Genomic DNA, 17,163 nt, shown 5'->3' on the forward strand with positions numbered 1-17,163 from the left:
GGCGCTAGGCCGTCTTTTCCATCGTCCCGACGCTGTCGACGACGTTGACTGCCTGATCCCGCAAAGATCGTTTGAGCACCTTACCGAGAGAATTCCGCGGTAGTGCGTCGACTATGAATACGTACTTGGGCTTCTTATATCCGGCGACCAGGTTGCGCACGTGTTCGACAACTGAGGACGGCGTCGGGCTTGTGCCTGGACATCGCTCGATAAAGGCCGCAACCGCCTCTCCGAAGACGGCATCGGGCACCCCGATAACAGCGGCGTCGGCGACCTCGGGATTCTGCAGCAGGGCCTGCTCGACTTCCTTGGTATAGATATTGAAGCCGCCGCTGAGGACCATATCCTTCTTGCGATCGACGATATAGAGGTAGCCGTCGTCGTCCGCCTTGGCGACGTCGCCCGTATGTATCCACCCGTCCTTGATGGTGTTCGCTGTCTCGTCGGGCCGATTGTAGTAGCCCCGCATCACGGAGTATCGGCCTGGCTGCCCTACGCGTACGAGTAGTTCGCCCGGCTCACCGGTCTTCACCTCAACACCTGCATCATCGACGATCTGAACCTCGACGCCGGGCGTCGGACGGCCGATCGAGGAGGCGTGATCGAACTGCTCCTCATGCGACAGCGAGGTCACGCCTCCCACCTCAGTCATCGCAAAAAACGACACCAGACGTACGTCCGGAAGCAGCGCAAGAAACTGCCGCTTCAGTTCGACCGGGAATGCTTCGCCCGTCACGACGATGCGCCTCAGCGATGCGCAGCGCGAGGAATCGCCCTTGATCTCGGGAAGAAGCATCCGGCATACCGTCGGGACCATGCCGACGACGGTGATCTTTTCCTTTGCGATCGTGTCGACGGTCTCACGCGGATCGAATTTCTTCATGACGACGAGCGTGCCGCCGAGCGTCAGCGAATTGGCGAGCCGGGCAAAGCCGGTGCGATGGGCGAGCGGCGTCGTCACGAGATAGCGGTCTTCGCTCGAAATTCCCCATTCGATGGCGTTCACGAAACAATGCTGAACCACAACGTTCGCGTGGGTTATGATGGCTCCCTTCGGCTTTCCGGTGGTTCCCGAAGTGTACATGATGATGGCGTCATCCGACTCGACGGACAAACGCGGCAAATGACCGAGTTCCGACTTTCTGAGTTTCGCGTACTCGACGGCGCCCTCCAAGCCGCTTCCCGTGGTGATCCAGATAGCGTCCGGATTGGCCTGCAGAACTTCGGAGATGGACGCGCCATCCCCTTCGAAAACAATCGCCAGGGGCTGACTGTCGGAGCAGATATGCTGCAGTTCATGTGGTGTCAGCCGCGTCGTGACCGGGATCACGATCGCGCCTACCGAGAATGCCGCATAGAACAGTTCGACGATCTCGACGCCGTTGGGAAGAAACACGACAATCCGATCGCCCGGACCGACGCCTTGCGACTGAAGACCGCTCGCGACGCTCCGGATTCTACGGTCGAGATCCCGGTAGGTGAGCCGTTCGTCGCCGCAGACCAGGGCAATCTTGTCAGGGTAACGCACGGCTTGCGCGCTAAGTATGGTTTCCAGGCGCATATCGAATGCCTCAGACGACGTTAAAGGCTGGATACTGGACGTCGTCGGAAAGCCGATCCCACGCCACTTCGACGCGTTGGCCGATTTTGACCGTATCCGCGTCCTTGTTCAGGATGTTTCCAAGAATGCGCACGCCTTCCTCGAGCTGGACGGTTGCGACCGATAGCGGAAGCCGGCCGTCGAGACCCGGACCGGGAACGCGGATCACGGTGCAGGCGTAGATCGTACCCTTGCCAGATACCTCGCGCCATTCCAGATTCCGGCTGCCAGTGAAGATGCTCACCGGACGCGGATAGTGCTGAAACTGTCCGGTGTCCTTGCAGTACTGCAGCACCAGCTTTCCAACCTTGGTACCATCCCAAAACGGCTTGGTGTCTACGTAAACCGAAGCTTTCGGGATAGGACGTCCCGCCTTTTCTTCAGCCATTTTATGCCTCCAAAATCATAGCGGCGCTGGTACCCCAGTTCCGCGCATAAGGAATAACGCCGATGCCGGTCACCAGCGCGTTCTTCGGATTTGCTACCTGGCGTCCGCCGCCTTCCCCGAACAGCTGTCGAACGGCCTCGGCCAAATTCAGCCCCCCGCTGGCCAGCCCGGGTTGACCGGCCGAGATCTGGCCTCCTCCCGTGTTGAGCGGCAGTGTTCCCTTGTGCGAGAGATCGGTATCGAGGGTAAAATCGCTGCCTTGACCGCGTTTGCAGAATCCGAAGTCCTCGAACTTCATCATGACGGCGATGGTGAAGTCGTCATAAGGCTGGAACATGCGAATGTCCTTCGCTGTCAGGCCTGATTGCTTGAACACCTTCGGCGCTATCGCCGAGAAGCCGGTCTCGGTGATTTCCGACAGCGGTTGATTGCCGTTAAAATTCGTCACTTCGGCATAGGCCGTGGGAAATACCATTTTGGTGATCCCAAGGCTGCGAGCCTTTTCTTCCGTCGTTACGAGAAAAGCGTTCGCGCCGTCGCAAAACATGACGCAGTCGAGAAGACGCAGCGGGTCGGCAATAACGCGCGACTTTTCATAGTCAGCCATCGTAATCGGCGTCTTGAACTTCGCGTAGGCATTCTCGTTATGTAGAGCATGCTCTCGCTGCGTGATGGCGATCTTTCCTAGCGCCTCCGACTTGATTCCAAACTGATGGTTGTACCTGCTCATCAGAAGCCCGAACGTTGCCGGCGGCCCCTGGACGCCGGGTGGATCCTGGAATTCCGAACGGTAAGCTCCGTAGTTGGCGCGCCACGCAGTGCTTGGCGCGTCGGCGGACAAAACGACGACGACCTCGCAATGTCCGTCGCGAATAGCGGAGGCCGCGCGGGCAACGCCTCCGGTCGCCGAGCAGCCGCCCGTTCCGCCGTAGTTGAGCCAGGTCGGCGTGAGGCCCAACGCCTCGGTCATGTAGACGGCGAAAAACGGATTGGGACATTCGCTCAGCGGTGTCGTCACCGACAGACCGTCGATGGCATCCTTTGAAATTCCGGTTGCGGCGAGAAGCTTAGCCAAGGCCTCGCCCCCGAGGTCGAACGCGCTGCGTCCGGTCTTGAAGTCGATCGCCGTCTCCGAATAGCCGGCGATTACGATGTCGCGTTTCTTCGCAGTCATTGTTATTCTCCGCGGAATTCTGGCGACCGCTTTTCACGAAAGGCCTTGAGCCCTTCGTCGCGATCCTTGGTGAAGTAGAGCAGGAAGGAAGCGTCACCCTCGGCGTCAAAGCCATCCGCAAGCGACATGTCGATGCCACGGTCGATCACGGACTTCGTCATCATCACCGGGATCGGTGCGTTGTCGCTGATGCTTTTGGCGATCTCGCGGGCCTTTTCGAGTGCTTTTCCCTGCTCCGTGACGTGATTGAGGATGCGATAGCGCTCGGCTTCCGCGGCGGTGATCCGCCTGCCGGTCCACATCAGTTCCTTTGCGAGCGGCTTGCCTATCAGCCTTGGAAGCGTCTGGGTGCCCCCGCCACCGGGCATCATTCCCAGCTTGATCTCGGGCAGACCGAATCTTGCGTTCGCTCCAGCGACAATGATGTCTCCGACGAGTGCAAGCTCAAGGCCACCGCCCAACGCAAAACCTTCGATTGCGGCTATCAGTGGCTTGGTAAAGCCGCCGATGTCCTTGAAAAGCCTATTCACCTTCCGGGTCCTCTTGCGGAACCGGTAGAAATCAAAATAGCCATTTTCCTCGATCTGGAATTCGCTGGTGTCGATACCCGTACAAAATGCCTTGTCGCTACCAAGCAGAATGACCGCCCGCACCTTCCTGTCGTGCTCGACTTCATTGAGGATCGCGAGGATCTCGTCGGCCGTCTGTTCTCGAAGCGAATTCAGCTTGTCAGGCCGGTTGATCGTGATTTCGACCCACCCATTTTCCCGGTTCAGGATAACGTCCTGGTAATTCATGTCTCTTCGTCTCCGATGATTTCAATGTTCGGTTTGGGATTCGCCGCCCATGGCGGCTGCGATCTGAGCGTGAAGTTCGGCGATTTTGCCCGGGTCGGACCTCGCTTCGTCGCTGATCCGGACTTCGAGCGCTACCTTGGCTGGAGGGCTCAACACCAGCGCGCGGTCGGCCATTTCGAGCGCGTCGTCAATCCGGTGTGTAATCAGCAAGCAGGTCTTTTGAAATTCGCGCGCTATCTGAAGAAAGTCGCGGCGCAACGTTTTCGACGTGACATGGTCGAGCTGACTGAACGACTCGTCGAGGAATACGATTTCGGGGTCGATGGCGAGCGCGCGGGCAAGCGATACGCGCTGCCGCATGCCTCCCGAAAGCTCATGGACATATTTGTCGTCGGCGCCGTCAAGACGTACTCGCGCAAGCCACTCCCTGGCGCGCGTTCGCGCCTGCGACCTGGGTTTTCCCAGAATGAGAAGTCCCAGCTCGACGTTTTCGACTGCCGTGCGCCACGGCAAGAGCCTGTCCGTCTGGAAGCTTACCGAAAGCCGTCCCTTGAGCGCTTTAAAGGATGCGTAGGGATCGAAGCCGGCCACCCGAATCTGGCCGGAGTTCGGGCACGTCGTCCCCATGATCAGATTCAAGACGGTGCTTTTTCCGGCACCGGTCTGCCCGAGAAGAACCACGATTTCACCGCGGCGGACACTCATCGAAAGGTTATCGACCGCCAGATAGGTGCCGAACGTCTTCGTGACGTCGCGAACCTCAATAAGATTGTCTTCGGTCATCTTACCGTCGCCTCCGCACGCCATTTCAGGAAGATTTTCTCCAGACCGTTCACGAATGCCTGCAGCAGTAGATTCAGGATTACGAGGAAGAAGGTCCATGCCAGCACCTGATCGATCCGAAACGTCGATTGGGCGAGGTTCATGCGCGCGCCGATACCGACTGCGGATGCAACGAGTTCGGCGAAGATCACCATGCGGATTGCGTAGCCGATCACCGATTTCGTGGTCAGGAAGATGTAGGCCACGATGTGCGGGAGAATGAGGTAGCGAAGCATCTGCCAGCGCGATGGGCGGAAGCTCTCGATCATATCGACGAGTTCCTTCGGTAACGCCCGTACGCCTTCGTAGACGTTGAGAGCGTAGAACGGCAGCAGGATGACAAGCAGAATGAAGAAAATTCGCGATTCCGGATTTTTGAACCAGAACACCGCAATCAGCATCCACGACAACGCCGGAATGCCGGTATCGATAACGACAATGGCCTTCAGATATGGGCGAACGGAAGGAAACATTCCCATCGCGAGACCGATAAGCACCCCCACAACCATCGCAATCGCGACGGAAATGGCGAGACGCACGAGCGTGACGACGACGTGGTAGGGATCCGAAAAGAAAAGCTCCCGCGCCGCGTTCCAGACGGTCACGGGCGACGGCATGATGTAGTCCGGCACGAAGCGGCTGGTTATTTCCATTGCCGCAAGAAGGACAACGACAACAACGCACGTCGCGAAGATATCGCGTTTGCCCTCTGGATTCTTCCGCGCCGCGGTCGCTCCAATCAGGGGTTTGATGAGTGCCGCAGCGACTGAGCGCTCCGGACGCGACGTTCGATCGGCTTCCACCGCAATGGACATGGGTCTTTCCGTCATGATTGTCAGGAAGCAAAGAAGTGTTGATCGACCGGTTTGGTCAGCAGGCCGTTGCGCGCCAGAAACTCGCTCGCAAGCAGTATCGACGATCTCGAGAGTTCATCGCTCATAGGCCGGTAGTTGAAAGCTAGGCGCTTCGAACTGATGGCCTCCTTGAGCGTGTCTGGCGCAACGCCGGTCTTGCTGCCAAATAGATCGACGGCCTTCGCCGTATCCGCATTGATGCCGCTTAGGCAATCTTCGAAGACCTTGCTGACCTTCGCTGCGATGCCAGGATTGGCGTCGGCCAATTCCTTCCGGATCGCCACACCGAAATAGGGTAGCTCCAGCCCTCCCGAAAGCCGTCTGTAGACGTCGCCCGCCTTCAGGATCACACGCAAGTCAGGCTTCTTCATCAGACCCGTCGTTATGTTTGGCTCCCACGACAAGGCCGCATCGGCCCGATCGGCCATCAGCAGCGTCACCGACGCGGCAGGATTGTCGACGTTCTGGATCGTCGCCTCTTTTTCGATGTCGAAACGGAACGCCTCGTTGATGAGGGCCCTGACCATGCGATAGGTGCCGGTCGACTGCAGGGCCGCGATCGTCTTGCCTTTGAGCTGCGACACGTTGTCGACGCCACCCTTAGGCGCCAACAGCGCGATCATGTTGGCGTCGGTGATCGTACAAAGGTATTTGATGGGCACGCCGGCCTGGTAGCGGGCGGCAAAGGTATCCCAACTACCGATGCAGACGTCGTAGTTTCCAGCGACGAAGTCGTTGTAGTAGGTCGACACTGCCGTATAGGGGGCAGGATCGGGAAAAGAGAGACCGTGTTTGCTGCCAAGATTGTTGGCGAGAATGTACTGAACCGGCAATACCGTAAAACCCGGCTGCAGCGATGCCCATCGCACCCGAATATCCGCCGCTGCCAGCGCATGCCGGAAGGACGATGGCAATGCAAATGAGCTCGCGGCCGCTGCGGCGAGTAAGCTTCGCCTAGAAAAGTGCGCCATTTTCTCCTCCCGGGATCGGTGCGTGGACCGCGTCTTTTCTTGCTTTTGGCTCGCTGGGCCTCGGTCCGGAAGATCGAAGCGGATCTCGGTCCGAAACTTGAGTTGACCGTAAACTTGCCAAAGTCGGGACGATAGCGCATTTTCGACCCCCTACCGTTCCATATATGGGACAAAACGGATTGGGACGGGGACCACCCAGGTTGAAGGAATGCAGGCCATGACCAGAAAACTGGACCTGAACGCGCTCCTGCTGTTTTTCGAGGTCGTTAATGCCCGCAGCATCAGCAGCGCGTCGAAAAAGCTCGATATTCCGAAATCCACAGTCAGCCGTAAGCTGATGTTTCTGGAAGATCAGCTCGGTGCCGTCCTCTTCAAAAAGGGAGGCCGCAAGCTTGCCGTCACCGACATCGGTCAAGCTCTCTACGAGCACTGCGAACGCATCGCGGCCGAAATAGAGGAAGCGGGTCTCGGCACGACGCGCATGCAAACCGAACTGCGGGGAATGCTCCGGGTCAGCATGCCCGTGGATTTCGGCACCGGTTGGCTAAGCAGCGCAATCGCCGCATTCGCCGTCAGTTATCCCGATATCCATCTCGTGATCGACGCCAACAGCCGCTGGATCGACGTATCGGTCGAACCCTACGATGTCGCGGTGCAACTGGGCACTCTTCCCGAGACGCACGGCGGCATCCGCCACCTGGCAAGCATTACGCGCGGCGTTTATGCGAGCCCGTCGTTCCTGGAAAGAAAGGGAGTTCCCCTCAGCGTAGACGATTTCGAACGCTTCGATTGCATCGTAACCGAACATCAGCGGGCCGAAGGCGTCTGGAATTTTCGCAGCGGGCTTGGTGTAAAGGTGATCGACGTAGTCGGACGGATTTCCGTGAATCATATCGGCGTCGCGCGCGAACTGGTGATCGGTGGGGTCGGACTTGGCATCCTCCCGAACATCATGTGTCAGAACGATGTCAGGGCGAAACGGCTAGTGCGTGTGCTCACCGACTGGGAAAGTCCGTCACTGCAGGTCAGCGCGACATTTCTCGGCAAGCGCAAGGAATCGCGGCGCTTGCGCGCATTTCTCGATTTCATGGAGGGCAAGCTCAAGATCGAAGGAAGCCCCGGCCAGCCTTTGCCGGCGCTGCAAGGCGCAGCTGAAAAGTCAAAGACCTGACGATAACGTATGGATGGGCCCGCCTAGACCACACCGCAGTTCTGATAGACGTGCTTGATCTCGACAAAATCGTTCAGCGCCTCGTAACCATGGAGGCGGCCGAGACCGCTGCGGCGATAGCCACCCGTCTCGGCTTCGGCAAACAGCTTGTTGTGGTCGTTGATCCAGACCGTGCCATTCCGCAGCGCTCGCGCCACCCGCATCGCGCGTGCGCCGTCGTTGGTCCATACACTGGCTGAGAGGCCATACTCGCTGTGATTAGCCCTGGCGACGGCCTCCTTCTCATCTTCAAATTTCTCAATGACCACTAGCGGGCCGAAGATTTCCTCCTGAACGAAGAATGCAGCGGTGTCGCGGTGCGCGACAAGCGTCGGCGTGAGAAAGAACCCCCCGGAAAGATCGCCGTCCGGCCGCCCCCCGCACAGGACAATCTCGTCGGCAACGTCCATAGTTTCTGCAATCCGTCTGGAGACGTTCTCCAGAGAGGCCGCGTCGATCAGAGGTCCCATCTCCACTGCGGTTTCTGTGCCTGCTCCAACCTTGATGCGTGCGAGAGCGGACCCGAGTGCGGCCTTCATTTCGTCGTAACGCGAAGCGTGCACCAGCACGCGGCGGGCTGCGGTGCATTGCTGCCCGGCGATGATCGTAGCCGCCGCAGCGAGCTTCGGAGCGATATCAGCCACGTCCGCATCTTCGAACACAAGACAGGCCGATTTTCCGCCCAGCTCAAGCGACAGCTTCTTCATGGTCGGGGCCGCCGCTGCCATAATGCGCTGGCCCGTGGCGTTTGAACCGGTGAAGCTTATGACGTCCACTTCGGGTGAGGTGACGAGATATTGCGCAACCTCATGCCCCTCTTCTGAGAGCAGATTGACGACTCCTTTGGGCAACCCTGCGATTTCGTGGAGGCATTTTACAAGCTCGGCGGTAATCAACGCGGTTTGCGGCGCAGGTTTGATAACGACGGTGCAGCCCGCGCAAAGCGCAGGCGAAAGTGCGCGGATTAAAAGCACTGCAGGCGCATTCCATGGAATGATGAGCCCGGCGACACCGGCCGGTTCCTTGAGCAGGGTCGAATATGCTCCGGGTTCGACTTCGAACACATGTCCGGGAATGTAGCGCGTCAAGCCGGCATAGTAGCGTATCTCCGATACGCTGCTGGCGATCTCGCCGCGCGAATGCGCGAGCGGCTTTCCATTCTCCAATGTGAGAAGACGCGCCAGTTGCTCGCCGCGGCTCTCCATAAGATCGGCCCATCGCAGCATCACGAGTTGGCGGAGCCGTGCATTCTGTGCCCACTCGGGACGGTCAAAAGCGCGGCGTGCCGCGCCAACGGCCGCTTCTGCATCCGCGGCGCCGCTCGCTGCATAACCTCCCAGGAGCTGCCGGCTCGACGGATCAATACTCTGCGCCGTTCGGCCGGATTGAGCCGGCTGCCAGAGACCGTCGACGAGATTGCGAGCCTGCATTGACGTCATGAAATGCTGATCCTGGATGTTGCTTGCGAAGCGCACAGCACGACGTGACCCGGCGAGTGGGAGCCCTTCTGCCGGGTCACGTTCGATGCTGGCCTTAGAGTCCGGTAAATTTCGGAGCGCGTTTGGCATTAAAGGCCTCGACACCTTCCCTGAAATCCGCCGATTGGCGCAGGCGGCTGTAGCAATGGCCCTCGAGTTCGATCGCGATGGCCAGCGTCGAATCCTCGGTATCGTTGAGGAGTTTCTTTGCCGTGCGCTGAGCCAACGGCGAGAACGTGCGAAGCTCGTCCACGAGCTTGTCGGTTGCCTTTTCCAGCTCGGCATCGGGCACGCACTCGGTCGCGATTCCCCATTCCAGCGCCTGCTTTCCGGAAATCCGCTTCGAACGCATCACGATGTCCTTGGTGCGGGTGATGCCGATCATTTTCTGCAGGCGCGCGGATCCGCCCGAACCGGGAATTTGTCCGAGTTTCTGCTCCGGCAACGCGTAAAATGTCGTCTCAGACGCGATTCTGAAGTCGCACGCCAGAGAGAGCTCAAACCCGACACCGAAACAATATCCGCGGTTGGCAACGATCACCGGCTTCGCGCAACGCGCCGGCGAGGCGATATTCCAGGCAAGCTTCGACACATGCTCCGGCGTTGCTTCCATGAAGCCTCCGATATTTCCGCCGCTCGAGAAATGCTCGCCGATTGACCGCACGACAATGACCCTGACGCGCGGATCCTCGTCCAGAGTCTCGAACACCAATCGAAGCTGGTCGCGCTGCGGCATCGCCACGATGTTGTAGGGAGGCCGGTTGAGAATGATGTCCGCCCGTTCGTGCGCCTCGTCGATTTCCACCTGGAAGCCGTCGAGCTTGCCGAGACGCGGGTCTGTGAAGTTGAAAGATGATGGCATTTTCGTTTTCCCTCTTTTTGATGTTTGAAACTAGACCGCGGTTGATGGCGGTCGATGTTCGGCCTCGTATTCACCAGCGACGAGCAGTCGCCTCAGCAGTTTTCCCACGGGAGACTTCGGGATGGCATCGACGAAGACGAAGCGGCGAGGACGTTTGAAGTTGGCCAGTCCGGAGTCGCGGCAGAATGCTTCGAGGTCGGCTTCGCCGACCGGAGCACTGCGCTTCACGAAAGCAGCGACGATTTTTCCCCATTTCTCGTCAGCTAGACCCACAACCGCGACCTCGGACACCGCCGGATGCAGCGACAGGCAGCTTTCGATTTCAACGGGAGAGACGTTCTCTCCGCCCGTGACGATCATGTCGTCGACGCGACCGGTGACGAACAGATCGCCATCCCGATCTGCAAAACCAGTATCGCCGGTGAAATACCAGCCCTCTCGCAGCGATTTGGCGTCCGCATCAGGACGCCTCCAATAGCCCTCAAACGATTCGTCGCCCGCAAGCAGCGCGATGATTTCGCCTTCCTCGTTGGGCTCCGCGGTATCCGCCGCCGACCGGGCCTCGAGTTTGACGACTTTGACGTGCTGATTGATCCCCGCTTTGCCCGCCGAGCCAGGTTTGGCAACAGCGTTCGGCTCGATCGTGAAGGTGTAGATTTCGGAACTACCGTAGTGGTTGACGAACAGGTCCGGCTTGAACGTCTGGTCCAGTTTTTTCAAAAGACCGTCAGTCATCGGCGCACCGGCGAATCCGAGCTTGCTCACGCTGGAAATATCGGTGTGCCCGAACTCGGGGTGATGGACGAGGTCGTGATAAAGCGTCGGAACCAGATAGAGATTCGTCACCCTCTCCCGCTCGATGGCGGCAAGAGCCTGTCGCGCGTCGTAGCGCGGTAGGCACACGAAGGTACCGCCGATCAACGACATCGAAATCAGCGATCGAACGCCCATGGTGTGATAGAGCGGCATCACGCCGAGAGTACGCTCGTCACGGCCGTACAGATTTTGGGCGACATGGGCGACGCTTGCTGCGCGCTCAGCCCGGTGGCGGCGCGGAACTCCTTTTGGCCTCGACGTGGTCCCCGACGTGTAGAGCATGATCGACCAGGCGTCCGGACCCACGCGCGGCGTGATTCCCGGCACCGATTTGGCCGCCATCTCTCCAAAGGAAACCGAGCCTTGGTCCATCATAGTTGTGCCGCCGACGGCGATACGCAGCATACGGTGGCCGAGCTTCGAGCCCGCCACCGCTTCCGCCGAGACGCTTTCGTAGATCACAGCCAGCGATTCCGAGTTCTCGATGCAGAAATCGAGCTCGTCCGACTTGGCCCGCCAATTGACCGGAGTGATCACGATACCGGCGAACTGGCAGGCCCAATGGATGGTTGCGGCCTCCCAGCGGTTCTGCAGTGCGGTCACTATGTGATCGCCCGGCTTCAGCCCGAGTTCGTCGAACAACGCGACTGCCGATGATATTCGCGCGTACCACTGCGAATATGTGAAGCGAAGATCGCCATCGACGATCGCAACCGCAGTGGGATCGCGGGCCACGCTGGCGACGAAGCTGGTACCGAGATCAAGCATGTGTATTCTCTTCGTTTGTGGAGGAGCCGGCCAGTTCACGCGCGGCATCGAGGGCCGCGCGGACGATGGGCGTATAGCCCGTGCATCGGCAAAGATGACCGCTCAGCAGGTCGCGGATATCGCCCTCATCGGGCGCCGGATGGTCGCGCAGGAAGTGATCAAGCGACATCAGGATTCCGGCCGTGCAAAAGCCGCACTGCAGGGCGTGATGGCGTTTGAACGCGGACTGCAGCACGCCGAGGCGGTCTCGTGACGGAGCAAGATCCTCCACGGTCCGCACTTCGCTGCCGTCGATCTGGACGGCGAGCATCAGGCACGCCCGTGTGATCATCCCGTCAACGACGACGGTGCACGCACCGCAGACACCGTGCTCGCATCCGACATGGGTTCCGGTAGCACCGATCTGATGGCGCAGAAAATCGGTCAGCAGCATCCGGGGTTCAGCCTCGCCATGCGCGGCCGAACCGTTCAACGTGAACCTGATATGATGCCGCCGGTCCGATTGGAGACGCCTCATTGCAGCACCTCTCGCACAAGGTCGCGTCCGATCAAGCGGACCAGGTCTCGCCGATATCGGGCGGTTGCATGTACATCGTCCCGTGCGTCGAGTTCATGTGCGAATGCGTTCAACGCATCGTCCAGCGCGCTGCCGTCGAGGCGTGGCCAATCGCGCGCGACGGCGGTGTCCGCAACGCCGCCGACGGCGAAGCGGACGCCGTTCTGATCGGCGACCGCCGCGCATGCGACGATCGCGAAGTCGCCGTGACGGCGCGCCACCTCACGAAATGCGCAACGCGTGGCGTTGCCCGACGGAAAGCAAACCGCTTCGATCAATTCGTCGTCGGCGCGGGCCGTGGACATCATGCCTGTGAAGAATTCACTGGCCGCGACCTTTCGGCGTTTCCTTGCGGTCCGCAAATGAACCTCACCACCAAGCGCCAGGAGGGCCAGCGGCATTTCCGCACTCGGATCAGCGTGCGCAATCGAACCGCAGATGGTGCCGCGGCTACGGGTCTGGACGTGGCCTGTCCACGGCAGGGCCAACGCCACGAGATTCAATTTCTCGGCAAGCGAGGGCCAGGTCAGCAGAGCCGCTTGCCTGACGCCAGCACCGACCGTCACGGATCCGGCCCTGGTTTCGATGCGGTCGAGTTCCTTCAGCCGCATGATATCGATCAGGACTTTTGGCTTCGCCAGCCGCGTGTTCAGCATCGCCACCAGCGACTGCCCGCCCGCCATGATCCGCGCGTCGCCGCCTTCGGTGGCCAGAACTGCAAGGACTTCTTCCAGCGTCTCCGCGCGGACATAATCGAACGGAGCCGGCTTCACGATCGCCTCCTGAACAGATACCGCAACTTGCCGATCAGGGACGTCCCGGTATCTGCAGCCGCCGTGCCTCCCGAGTGCCGGGCCAATGCCGAAAAGAACTGACGGATAATGACGCGTGCCGCTCCGTCCAGCAGGCGACCGCCGATACTGGCGACCTTGCCACCGATCGCCGCGTCGTACTCGTAACGCACCAACGTGCCGCCGTTCTCAGGTGCCAGCTTGATGCGGCCTTCGCCGCTGCCGAACCCGAGGGCGCCTTCAGCGGACCCCCCGAGCGTCACGGCGCTTGGGGCGTCCAGATCGGACAACTTCACTTCGGCGCGGTAGCGGCCCTTGACCGGCCCGATCCCGATCGTGACCTCGGCCCGAAAATGAGTGTCGGAGAGCTTCTCGACCCTGTGACACCCCGGAATGACGGCCTGCAATGTTGCGGGGTCGAGCAGCATCGCCCAGACCGCCTCGGGCGGAGCATTGACCGTGGCGCTGCCATCACCGCGGAGCTGACGCCCGCTCTTGGCGGTTTTCGGCGCTTCGGCACCGCGTCCAACCGGAGGGATCGGCTCGGCGCCGCGGACGATCTCGGCCAATCCAGCGGGAACGATCGGCAGCTCCACATCTTTGGTACCAAGCGCATCGGCTACCGCGTTGGCGATGCAGACCGGCGTCGACATGCAATTCCCCTCCCCGACCCCCTTCGATCCGAGCGGCGTAAACGGCGATGGCGTCTCCATGTGAAGGATGACGGGATCGGGAACCTCGACGGTGGTGGGCAGCAGGTAGTCGGCGAAGGTGCCCGTCAGGAAGCTGCCGTCCGGCGCGTAGGCATATTCTTCGTAGAGCGCGGCGCCCACAGCCTGCGCGAACCCGCCGCGGATCTGCCCGTCGACCATTGCGGGATGCAGGATCGTGCCGCAATCGTGCATGGTCACATAGCGGTCGATGCGCGTCATCAGGGTCGTGCGGTCGATTTCAACGCCGCAAAAATCGAAGATGAAGCCATAGCAAAGCGACGAGTTGATCCTGTCTTCGTCGTCCGGCGGCGTGAGTTCGGGCGGCGTCCAGAACACGGTCTCGCGAATGGTCTGCTCGACGTCATCGGGCAAGGTGCCCGGCGCCCAATGGCTCAGTGCGGCGAGCCGCGAGAACGCGATTCTGTTGTCCGGGTTCCGCTTCGAGCTCACGCTGCCGTTTGCGAACATGATGTCGTCCGTATCGGTATTGAACTGGCTCGCCGCGACACGCGCCAGGCGCGCGGCAATGCGTTCGGCCGCAAGCTTCGCAGTTCCGGCCACCGCCGCAGCAAAGCGGCTCGCATAGTTGCCGGATGCGATCGACCATGCATCTTTCGCGGTATCGATCTCGGTATTGACCCGTACGTCAGCAGGAGCGAGGCCGAAGACATCGGCCACCACCTGAGACAGAACGGTCCGATGCCCCTGTCCCTGGGGAACCGATGCGACGTGAACGATGATGCTGCCGACGGGGTCGAGGGTCACGGTGGCTGTTGCTTGCGCGCCGTTTTTCGGGCCGGCCTTGCGACGCTCGGCCGCCGTCAACACGGTGGTGATGTACCCCATGTTTGAGACGCTGGGCTCAACGACCGCCGCATATCCGATTCCGTAGAGCCTGCCTTCGGCCCGAGCGGCGTCCCGGCGGGTCTTCAGCTCATCGAGCGCTCCACCTGCGATACCGCGCGCGATCGCTTCCTGATAGTCGCCGGAATCGAGCAAGGCGCCCGTCGCGGTCCGGTAGGGGAACGCATCCGCCGGAACCAGATTTCGCTTGATGACGTCCAACGGATCGAGATTTAGTTCGACAGCGATCCGCTGCACCAACCGCTCCAGCGCAAAATAGACCTGCGGCCCGCCGAAGCCACGATTCAGGCCTGTCGGCGTCTTGTTGGTAACGACGACTCGGTTGCGCACCGCCACATGTTGAATGTCATATGCGCCTGTCAGATTGCCGTGCATGCGGTAGAGCGTGGCAGGTTCGGGCGCCCGCAAATGCGCACCGCAATCCTCCACCTGATCCCAGTCGAGCGCCAAAATCCGGCCATTGGATGCGACTGCGGCCGAAAGCTTGGTGGCACGGTTTGTCGCGGAAACGGAGGCCGTCAGATGCTCCAGGCGGTCCTCGATCCATTTGACTGGACGCCCGACCGCGCGCGATGCGGCGCAGAGAAGCACGATGTAGGGAAACACGCCCTGCTTGACGCCAAAACTGCCGCCGGAATCCGGGGGGGTGCGCAGCCGCACACGGTTGCCGGGCACTTTTAGTGCGCGCGAGATCACCGCATGGATGCTGAAAGGTCCCTGGAAGTTTGCGAGTATGTCGAAGGCATCTTCTGACGCGTCATAGTCGGCGACGACGCCATAGGTTTCAATCGGCGTGCACGAATTGCGGGGATATTTGACGTCGACCGAAATATGGTGGGCAGCTTCGGCGAAGGCGCGCTCCGGATCGCCGTAGCGGAAGGTTCGGTCACTCGCGACGTTACCGCCAAAACCATCGTGAAGAACCGAGGATTCGGGCGACAACGCCTTGAGCGGGTCAATGTTGGCGGAAAGCGCCCTGTACTGCACGCCAATCAAATCGACCGCATCTTCGGCCTTATATCTGTCAGACGCGATCACAACGGCGACCGGCTCCCCGACATAGCGGACTCGTCCGACGGCGATCGGCCAGCATTCAACCGGCGCTTTTACGCCGACCACAAGGCTGGCGGTCAATGCCTTGATGTCGTCGCCGGTCAAGACCGCGGCAACCCCGTCCGCATGCCGCGCCACTTCGCTATCGATCCCGGCGATTTCAGCGTGAGCGTGGGGCGAGCGCAGGATGGCGGCGTACAGCGTGCCCGGGCGGACGCCGAGGTCGTCGATGAAGCGGCCGCGCCCGGTCAGCAAGGCCGCATCTTCAACGCGTTCGATCGAACGCCCGACCCACGGCCGGTCGTCGCCCCTGCGCTGCTCGATCGATGTTGCGGTTCGGACCGCGTCCTGCACCATGTCTTCGCATGCCTCCCGACGCGTTTTTCGATGCGACGCGAACAGTTGTCAGGATCAGGGGGTGCAGGGCCATACCGCCCGCTCTCAGGACTTACCAAATCGTCTCATTTGAAGGAGCATGCGCAGGTCGGGTGGCTAACGTCCCGGATCGACGTTCGTGACACTCCGAGTCGTTCAGGTCGCGAAGCTTCGGTCCTTCGGGGACGCAATACGAGCGAAGCAGTCGAAACTGAAGCTCAACTCGTCGACCTCCCATTCAAGCCGGACGCGAGGAGGACGGATGTGTCGACGTTTCCCATAGGGTGAGAACTGCTGGCGCGTTCTCCGCGCAAACTGTGAGCTCCCGACGTGATGCGATCGCCTGCGGACAATTACGACCGTAGCCCTACTCCGACGTAGCGCTCTATCAGGCTGTCTTTCGTTAGCAGTTCGCTGGTTGAGCCAGCCCAGGCGATCCTGCCACGCTCAAGCAGAACCGCCGTGTCTACGAAGTCGAGTACCCGCTCGATTTGCTGCTCGACGATGATGATGATCGGAGACTCGTCCGTCGTGAGACGGTTGAACGCCTCCATCAATTCGTCGCAAATAACCGGAGCCAAGCCTTCGAGCGGCTCGTCCAGCAAGAGCACGTGCGGACGCCCGAGCAGGGTTCGCGCGGTCGACAGCATTTGCTGCTCCCCGCCCGACAATCGGCCGGCGGGATTGTGCCGCCGCTCCTTCAGGCGGGGAAACATGGCATACGCCTCCTCTACAGCAGCGCGTGGGCGCTGCTTCAACCCTGCTCTCAAATTCTCCTCGACCGTCAACGACGGAAACACGTCGCGCGTCTGGGGAACATATCCCATACCCGCCCAGGCCCGATCGGCGGGATCGAGATCCATCAAGGGAAGGTCGCCAAGACTGATGGTGCCGGCATGCCGCCGCGTCAAACCCATCAGGGTCGCAAGCAGCGTCGTCTTCCCGACACCATTGCGGCCGAGCACCGCTACTTTCTGGCGCGCGGAGAATTCCAGGTTGATGTCCTCGATGATCCGGGTTTCCCCGTATCCGGCAGAAAGGTTCGAGATTTTGAGACTGATGTTCTGCATG

15 protein-coding genes are annotated in these 17,163 nt (G+C 60.4%); 1 reads left to right on the forward strand and 14 read right to left on the reverse strand.

The window, feature by feature from the left end; genetic code table 11:
• Nucleotides 1-4 precede the first annotated feature (4 nt).
• The 7 genes from JQ611_RS27930 to JQ611_RS27960 all read right to left on the reverse strand — a co-directional run bounded on the left by JQ611_RS27930 (nucleotide 5) and on the right by JQ611_RS27960 (nucleotide 6,504).
• Complete coding sequence (locus JQ611_RS27930; RefSeq protein WP_212467211.1) at nucleotides 5-1,561, reverse strand: class I adenylate-forming enzyme family protein; 1,557 nt, start codon at nucleotides 1,559-1,561, stop codon at nucleotides 5-7.
• Nucleotides 1,562-1,571: 10 nt separating this feature from the next.
• The gene (locus JQ611_RS27935; RefSeq protein WP_212467212.1) at nucleotides 1,572-1,988 is read right to left on the reverse strand and encodes a Zn-ribbon domain-containing OB-fold protein; all 417 of its coding nucleotides are present in this window, start codon (nucleotides 1,986-1,988) and stop codon (nucleotides 1,572-1,574) included.
• Between the two features lies 1 nt (nucleotide 1,989).
• Complete coding sequence (locus JQ611_RS27940) at nucleotides 1,990-3,063, reverse strand: thiolase family protein (protein WP_249133502.1); 1,074 nt, start codon at nucleotides 3,061-3,063, stop codon at nucleotides 1,990-1,992.
• Nucleotides 3,064-3,164: 101 nt separating this feature from the next.
• Nucleotides 3,165-3,959, reverse strand: coding sequence for an enoyl-CoA hydratase/isomerase family protein (locus JQ611_RS27945; RefSeq protein WP_212467214.1), 795 nt, complete (start codon nucleotides 3,957-3,959; stop codon nucleotides 3,165-3,167).
• Between the two features lie 21 nt (nucleotides 3,960-3,980).
• A complete protein-coding gene (locus tag JQ611_RS27950) occupies nucleotides 3,981-4,742 on the reverse strand; it encodes an ABC transporter ATP-binding protein (protein WP_212467215.1) in 762 nt (253 codons plus the stop codon).
• Complete coding sequence (locus tag JQ611_RS27955) at nucleotides 4,739-5,596, reverse strand: ABC transporter permease (RefSeq protein WP_212467216.1); 858 nt, start codon at nucleotides 5,594-5,596, stop codon at nucleotides 4,739-4,741. Before JQ611_RS27955 ends, JQ611_RS27950 begins: the two co-directional genes overlap by 4 nt.
• A 20-nt stretch (nucleotides 5,597-5,616) precedes the next feature.
• Complete coding sequence (locus JQ611_RS27960) at nucleotides 5,617-6,504, reverse strand: ABC transporter substrate-binding protein (protein ID WP_312012194.1); 888 nt, start codon at nucleotides 6,502-6,504, stop codon at nucleotides 5,617-5,619.
• 319 nt (nucleotides 6,505-6,823) lie between these two features.
• Between JQ611_RS27960 and JQ611_RS27965 the strand changes: the two genes are divergently transcribed.
• Nucleotides 6,824-7,777 carry a LysR family transcriptional regulator gene (locus JQ611_RS27965; protein ID WP_212467218.1) on the forward strand — a complete coding sequence of 318 codons (954 nt, stop codon included), beginning with the start codon at nucleotides 6,824-6,826 and terminating at the stop codon, nucleotides 7,775-7,777.
• A 23-nt stretch (nucleotides 7,778-7,800) separates the two neighbouring features.
• On the opposite strand, the gene JQ611_RS27970 is transcribed toward JQ611_RS27965, so the two are convergent.
• The 7 genes from JQ611_RS27970 to JQ611_RS28000 all read right to left on the reverse strand — a co-directional run bounded on the left by JQ611_RS27970 (nucleotide 7,801) and on the right by JQ611_RS28000 (nucleotide 17,162).
• Nucleotides 7,801-9,255, reverse strand: coding sequence for an aldehyde dehydrogenase family protein (locus tag JQ611_RS27970; protein WP_212467219.1), 1,455 nt, complete (start codon nucleotides 9,253-9,255; stop codon nucleotides 7,801-7,803).
• A 94-nt stretch (nucleotides 9,256-9,349) separates the two neighbouring features.
• Nucleotides 9,350-10,156, reverse strand: a complete 807-nt coding sequence (locus JQ611_RS27975) for an enoyl-CoA hydratase/isomerase family protein (RefSeq protein ID WP_212467220.1) — start codon at nucleotides 10,154-10,156, stop codon at nucleotides 9,350-9,352.
• Between the two features lie 30 nt (nucleotides 10,157-10,186).
• On the reverse strand, nucleotides 10,187-11,740 hold the full coding sequence (locus JQ611_RS27980) for an AMP-binding protein (RefSeq protein WP_212467221.1): 1,554 nt from the start codon (nucleotides 11,738-11,740) through the stop codon (nucleotides 10,187-10,189).
• Nucleotides 11,733-12,257: a (2Fe-2S)-binding protein gene (locus JQ611_RS27985; RefSeq protein WP_212467222.1), complete on the reverse strand. Its 525-nt coding sequence runs from the start codon at nucleotides 12,255-12,257 to the stop codon at nucleotides 11,733-11,735. The genes JQ611_RS27980 and JQ611_RS27985 overlap by 8 nt, the downstream gene beginning before the upstream one ends.
• Nucleotides 12,254-13,069, reverse strand: coding sequence for a xanthine dehydrogenase family protein subunit M (locus JQ611_RS27990; protein ID WP_212467223.1), 816 nt, complete (start codon nucleotides 13,067-13,069; stop codon nucleotides 12,254-12,256). Before JQ611_RS27990 ends, JQ611_RS27985 begins: the two co-directional genes overlap by 4 nt.
• Nucleotides 13,066-16,074: a molybdopterin cofactor-binding domain-containing protein gene (locus tag JQ611_RS27995; RefSeq protein ID WP_212467224.1), complete on the reverse strand. Its 3,009-nt coding sequence runs from the start codon at nucleotides 16,072-16,074 to the stop codon at nucleotides 13,066-13,068. Before JQ611_RS27995 ends, JQ611_RS27990 begins: the two co-directional genes overlap by 4 nt.
• Nucleotides 16,075-16,445: 371 nt before the next feature.
• Nucleotides 16,446-17,162: an ABC transporter ATP-binding protein gene (locus JQ611_RS28000; RefSeq protein WP_212467225.1), complete on the reverse strand. Its 717-nt coding sequence runs from the start codon at nucleotides 17,160-17,162 to the stop codon at nucleotides 16,446-16,448.
• Nucleotide 17,163 lies beyond the last annotated feature (1 nt).

It is taken from the genome of Bradyrhizobium sp. AUGA SZCCT0182, from assembly GCF_018130185.1.
In the GTDB taxonomy this organism is placed as follows: domain Bacteria; phylum Pseudomonadota; class Alphaproteobacteria; order Rhizobiales; family Xanthobacteraceae; genus Bradyrhizobium.

Coding starts and splice junctions, on each gene's coding strand:
- JQ611_RS27995 (WP_212467224.1), bottom strand. CDS start 16,074: ATGGTGCAGGACGCGGTCCGAACCGCAACATCGATCGAGCAGCGCAGG.
- JQ611_RS27985 (WP_212467222.1), bottom strand. CDS start 12,257: ATGAGGCGTCTCCAATCGGACCGGCGGCATCATATCAGGTTCACGTTG.
- JQ611_RS27975 (WP_212467220.1), bottom strand. CDS start 10,156: ATGCCATCATCTTTCAACTTCACAGACCCGCGTCTCGGCAAGCTCGAC.
- JQ611_RS28000 (WP_212467225.1), bottom strand. CDS start 17,162: ATGCAGAACATCAGTCTCAAAATCTCGAACCTTTCTGCCGGATACGGG.
- JQ611_RS27970 (WP_212467219.1), bottom strand. CDS start 9,255: ATGACGTCAATGCAGGCTCGCAATCTCGTCGACGGTCTCTGGCAGCCG.
- JQ611_RS27945 (WP_212467214.1), bottom strand. CDS start 3,959: ATGAATTACCAGGACGTTATCCTGAACCGGGAAAATGGGTGGGTCGAA.
- JQ611_RS27955 (WP_212467216.1), bottom strand. CDS start 5,596: ATGTCCATTGCGGTGGAAGCCGATCGAACGTCGCGTCCGGAGCGCTCA.
- JQ611_RS27930 (WP_212467211.1), bottom strand. CDS start 1,561: ATGCGCCTGGAAACCATACTTAGCGCGCAAGCCGTGCGTTACCCTGAC.
- JQ611_RS27980 (WP_212467221.1), bottom strand. CDS start 11,740: ATGCTTGATCTCGGTACCAGCTTCGTCGCCAGCGTGGCCCGCGATCCC.
- JQ611_RS27935 (WP_212467212.1), bottom strand. CDS start 1,988: ATGGCTGAAGAAAAGGCGGGACGTCCTATCCCGAAAGCTTCGGTTTAC.
- JQ611_RS27965 (WP_212467218.1), top strand. CDS start 6,824: ATGACCAGAAAACTGGACCTGAACGCGCTCCTGCTGTTTTTCGAGGTC.
- JQ611_RS27950 (WP_212467215.1), bottom strand. CDS start 4,742: ATGACCGAAGACAATCTTATTGAGGTTCGCGACGTCACGAAGACGTTC.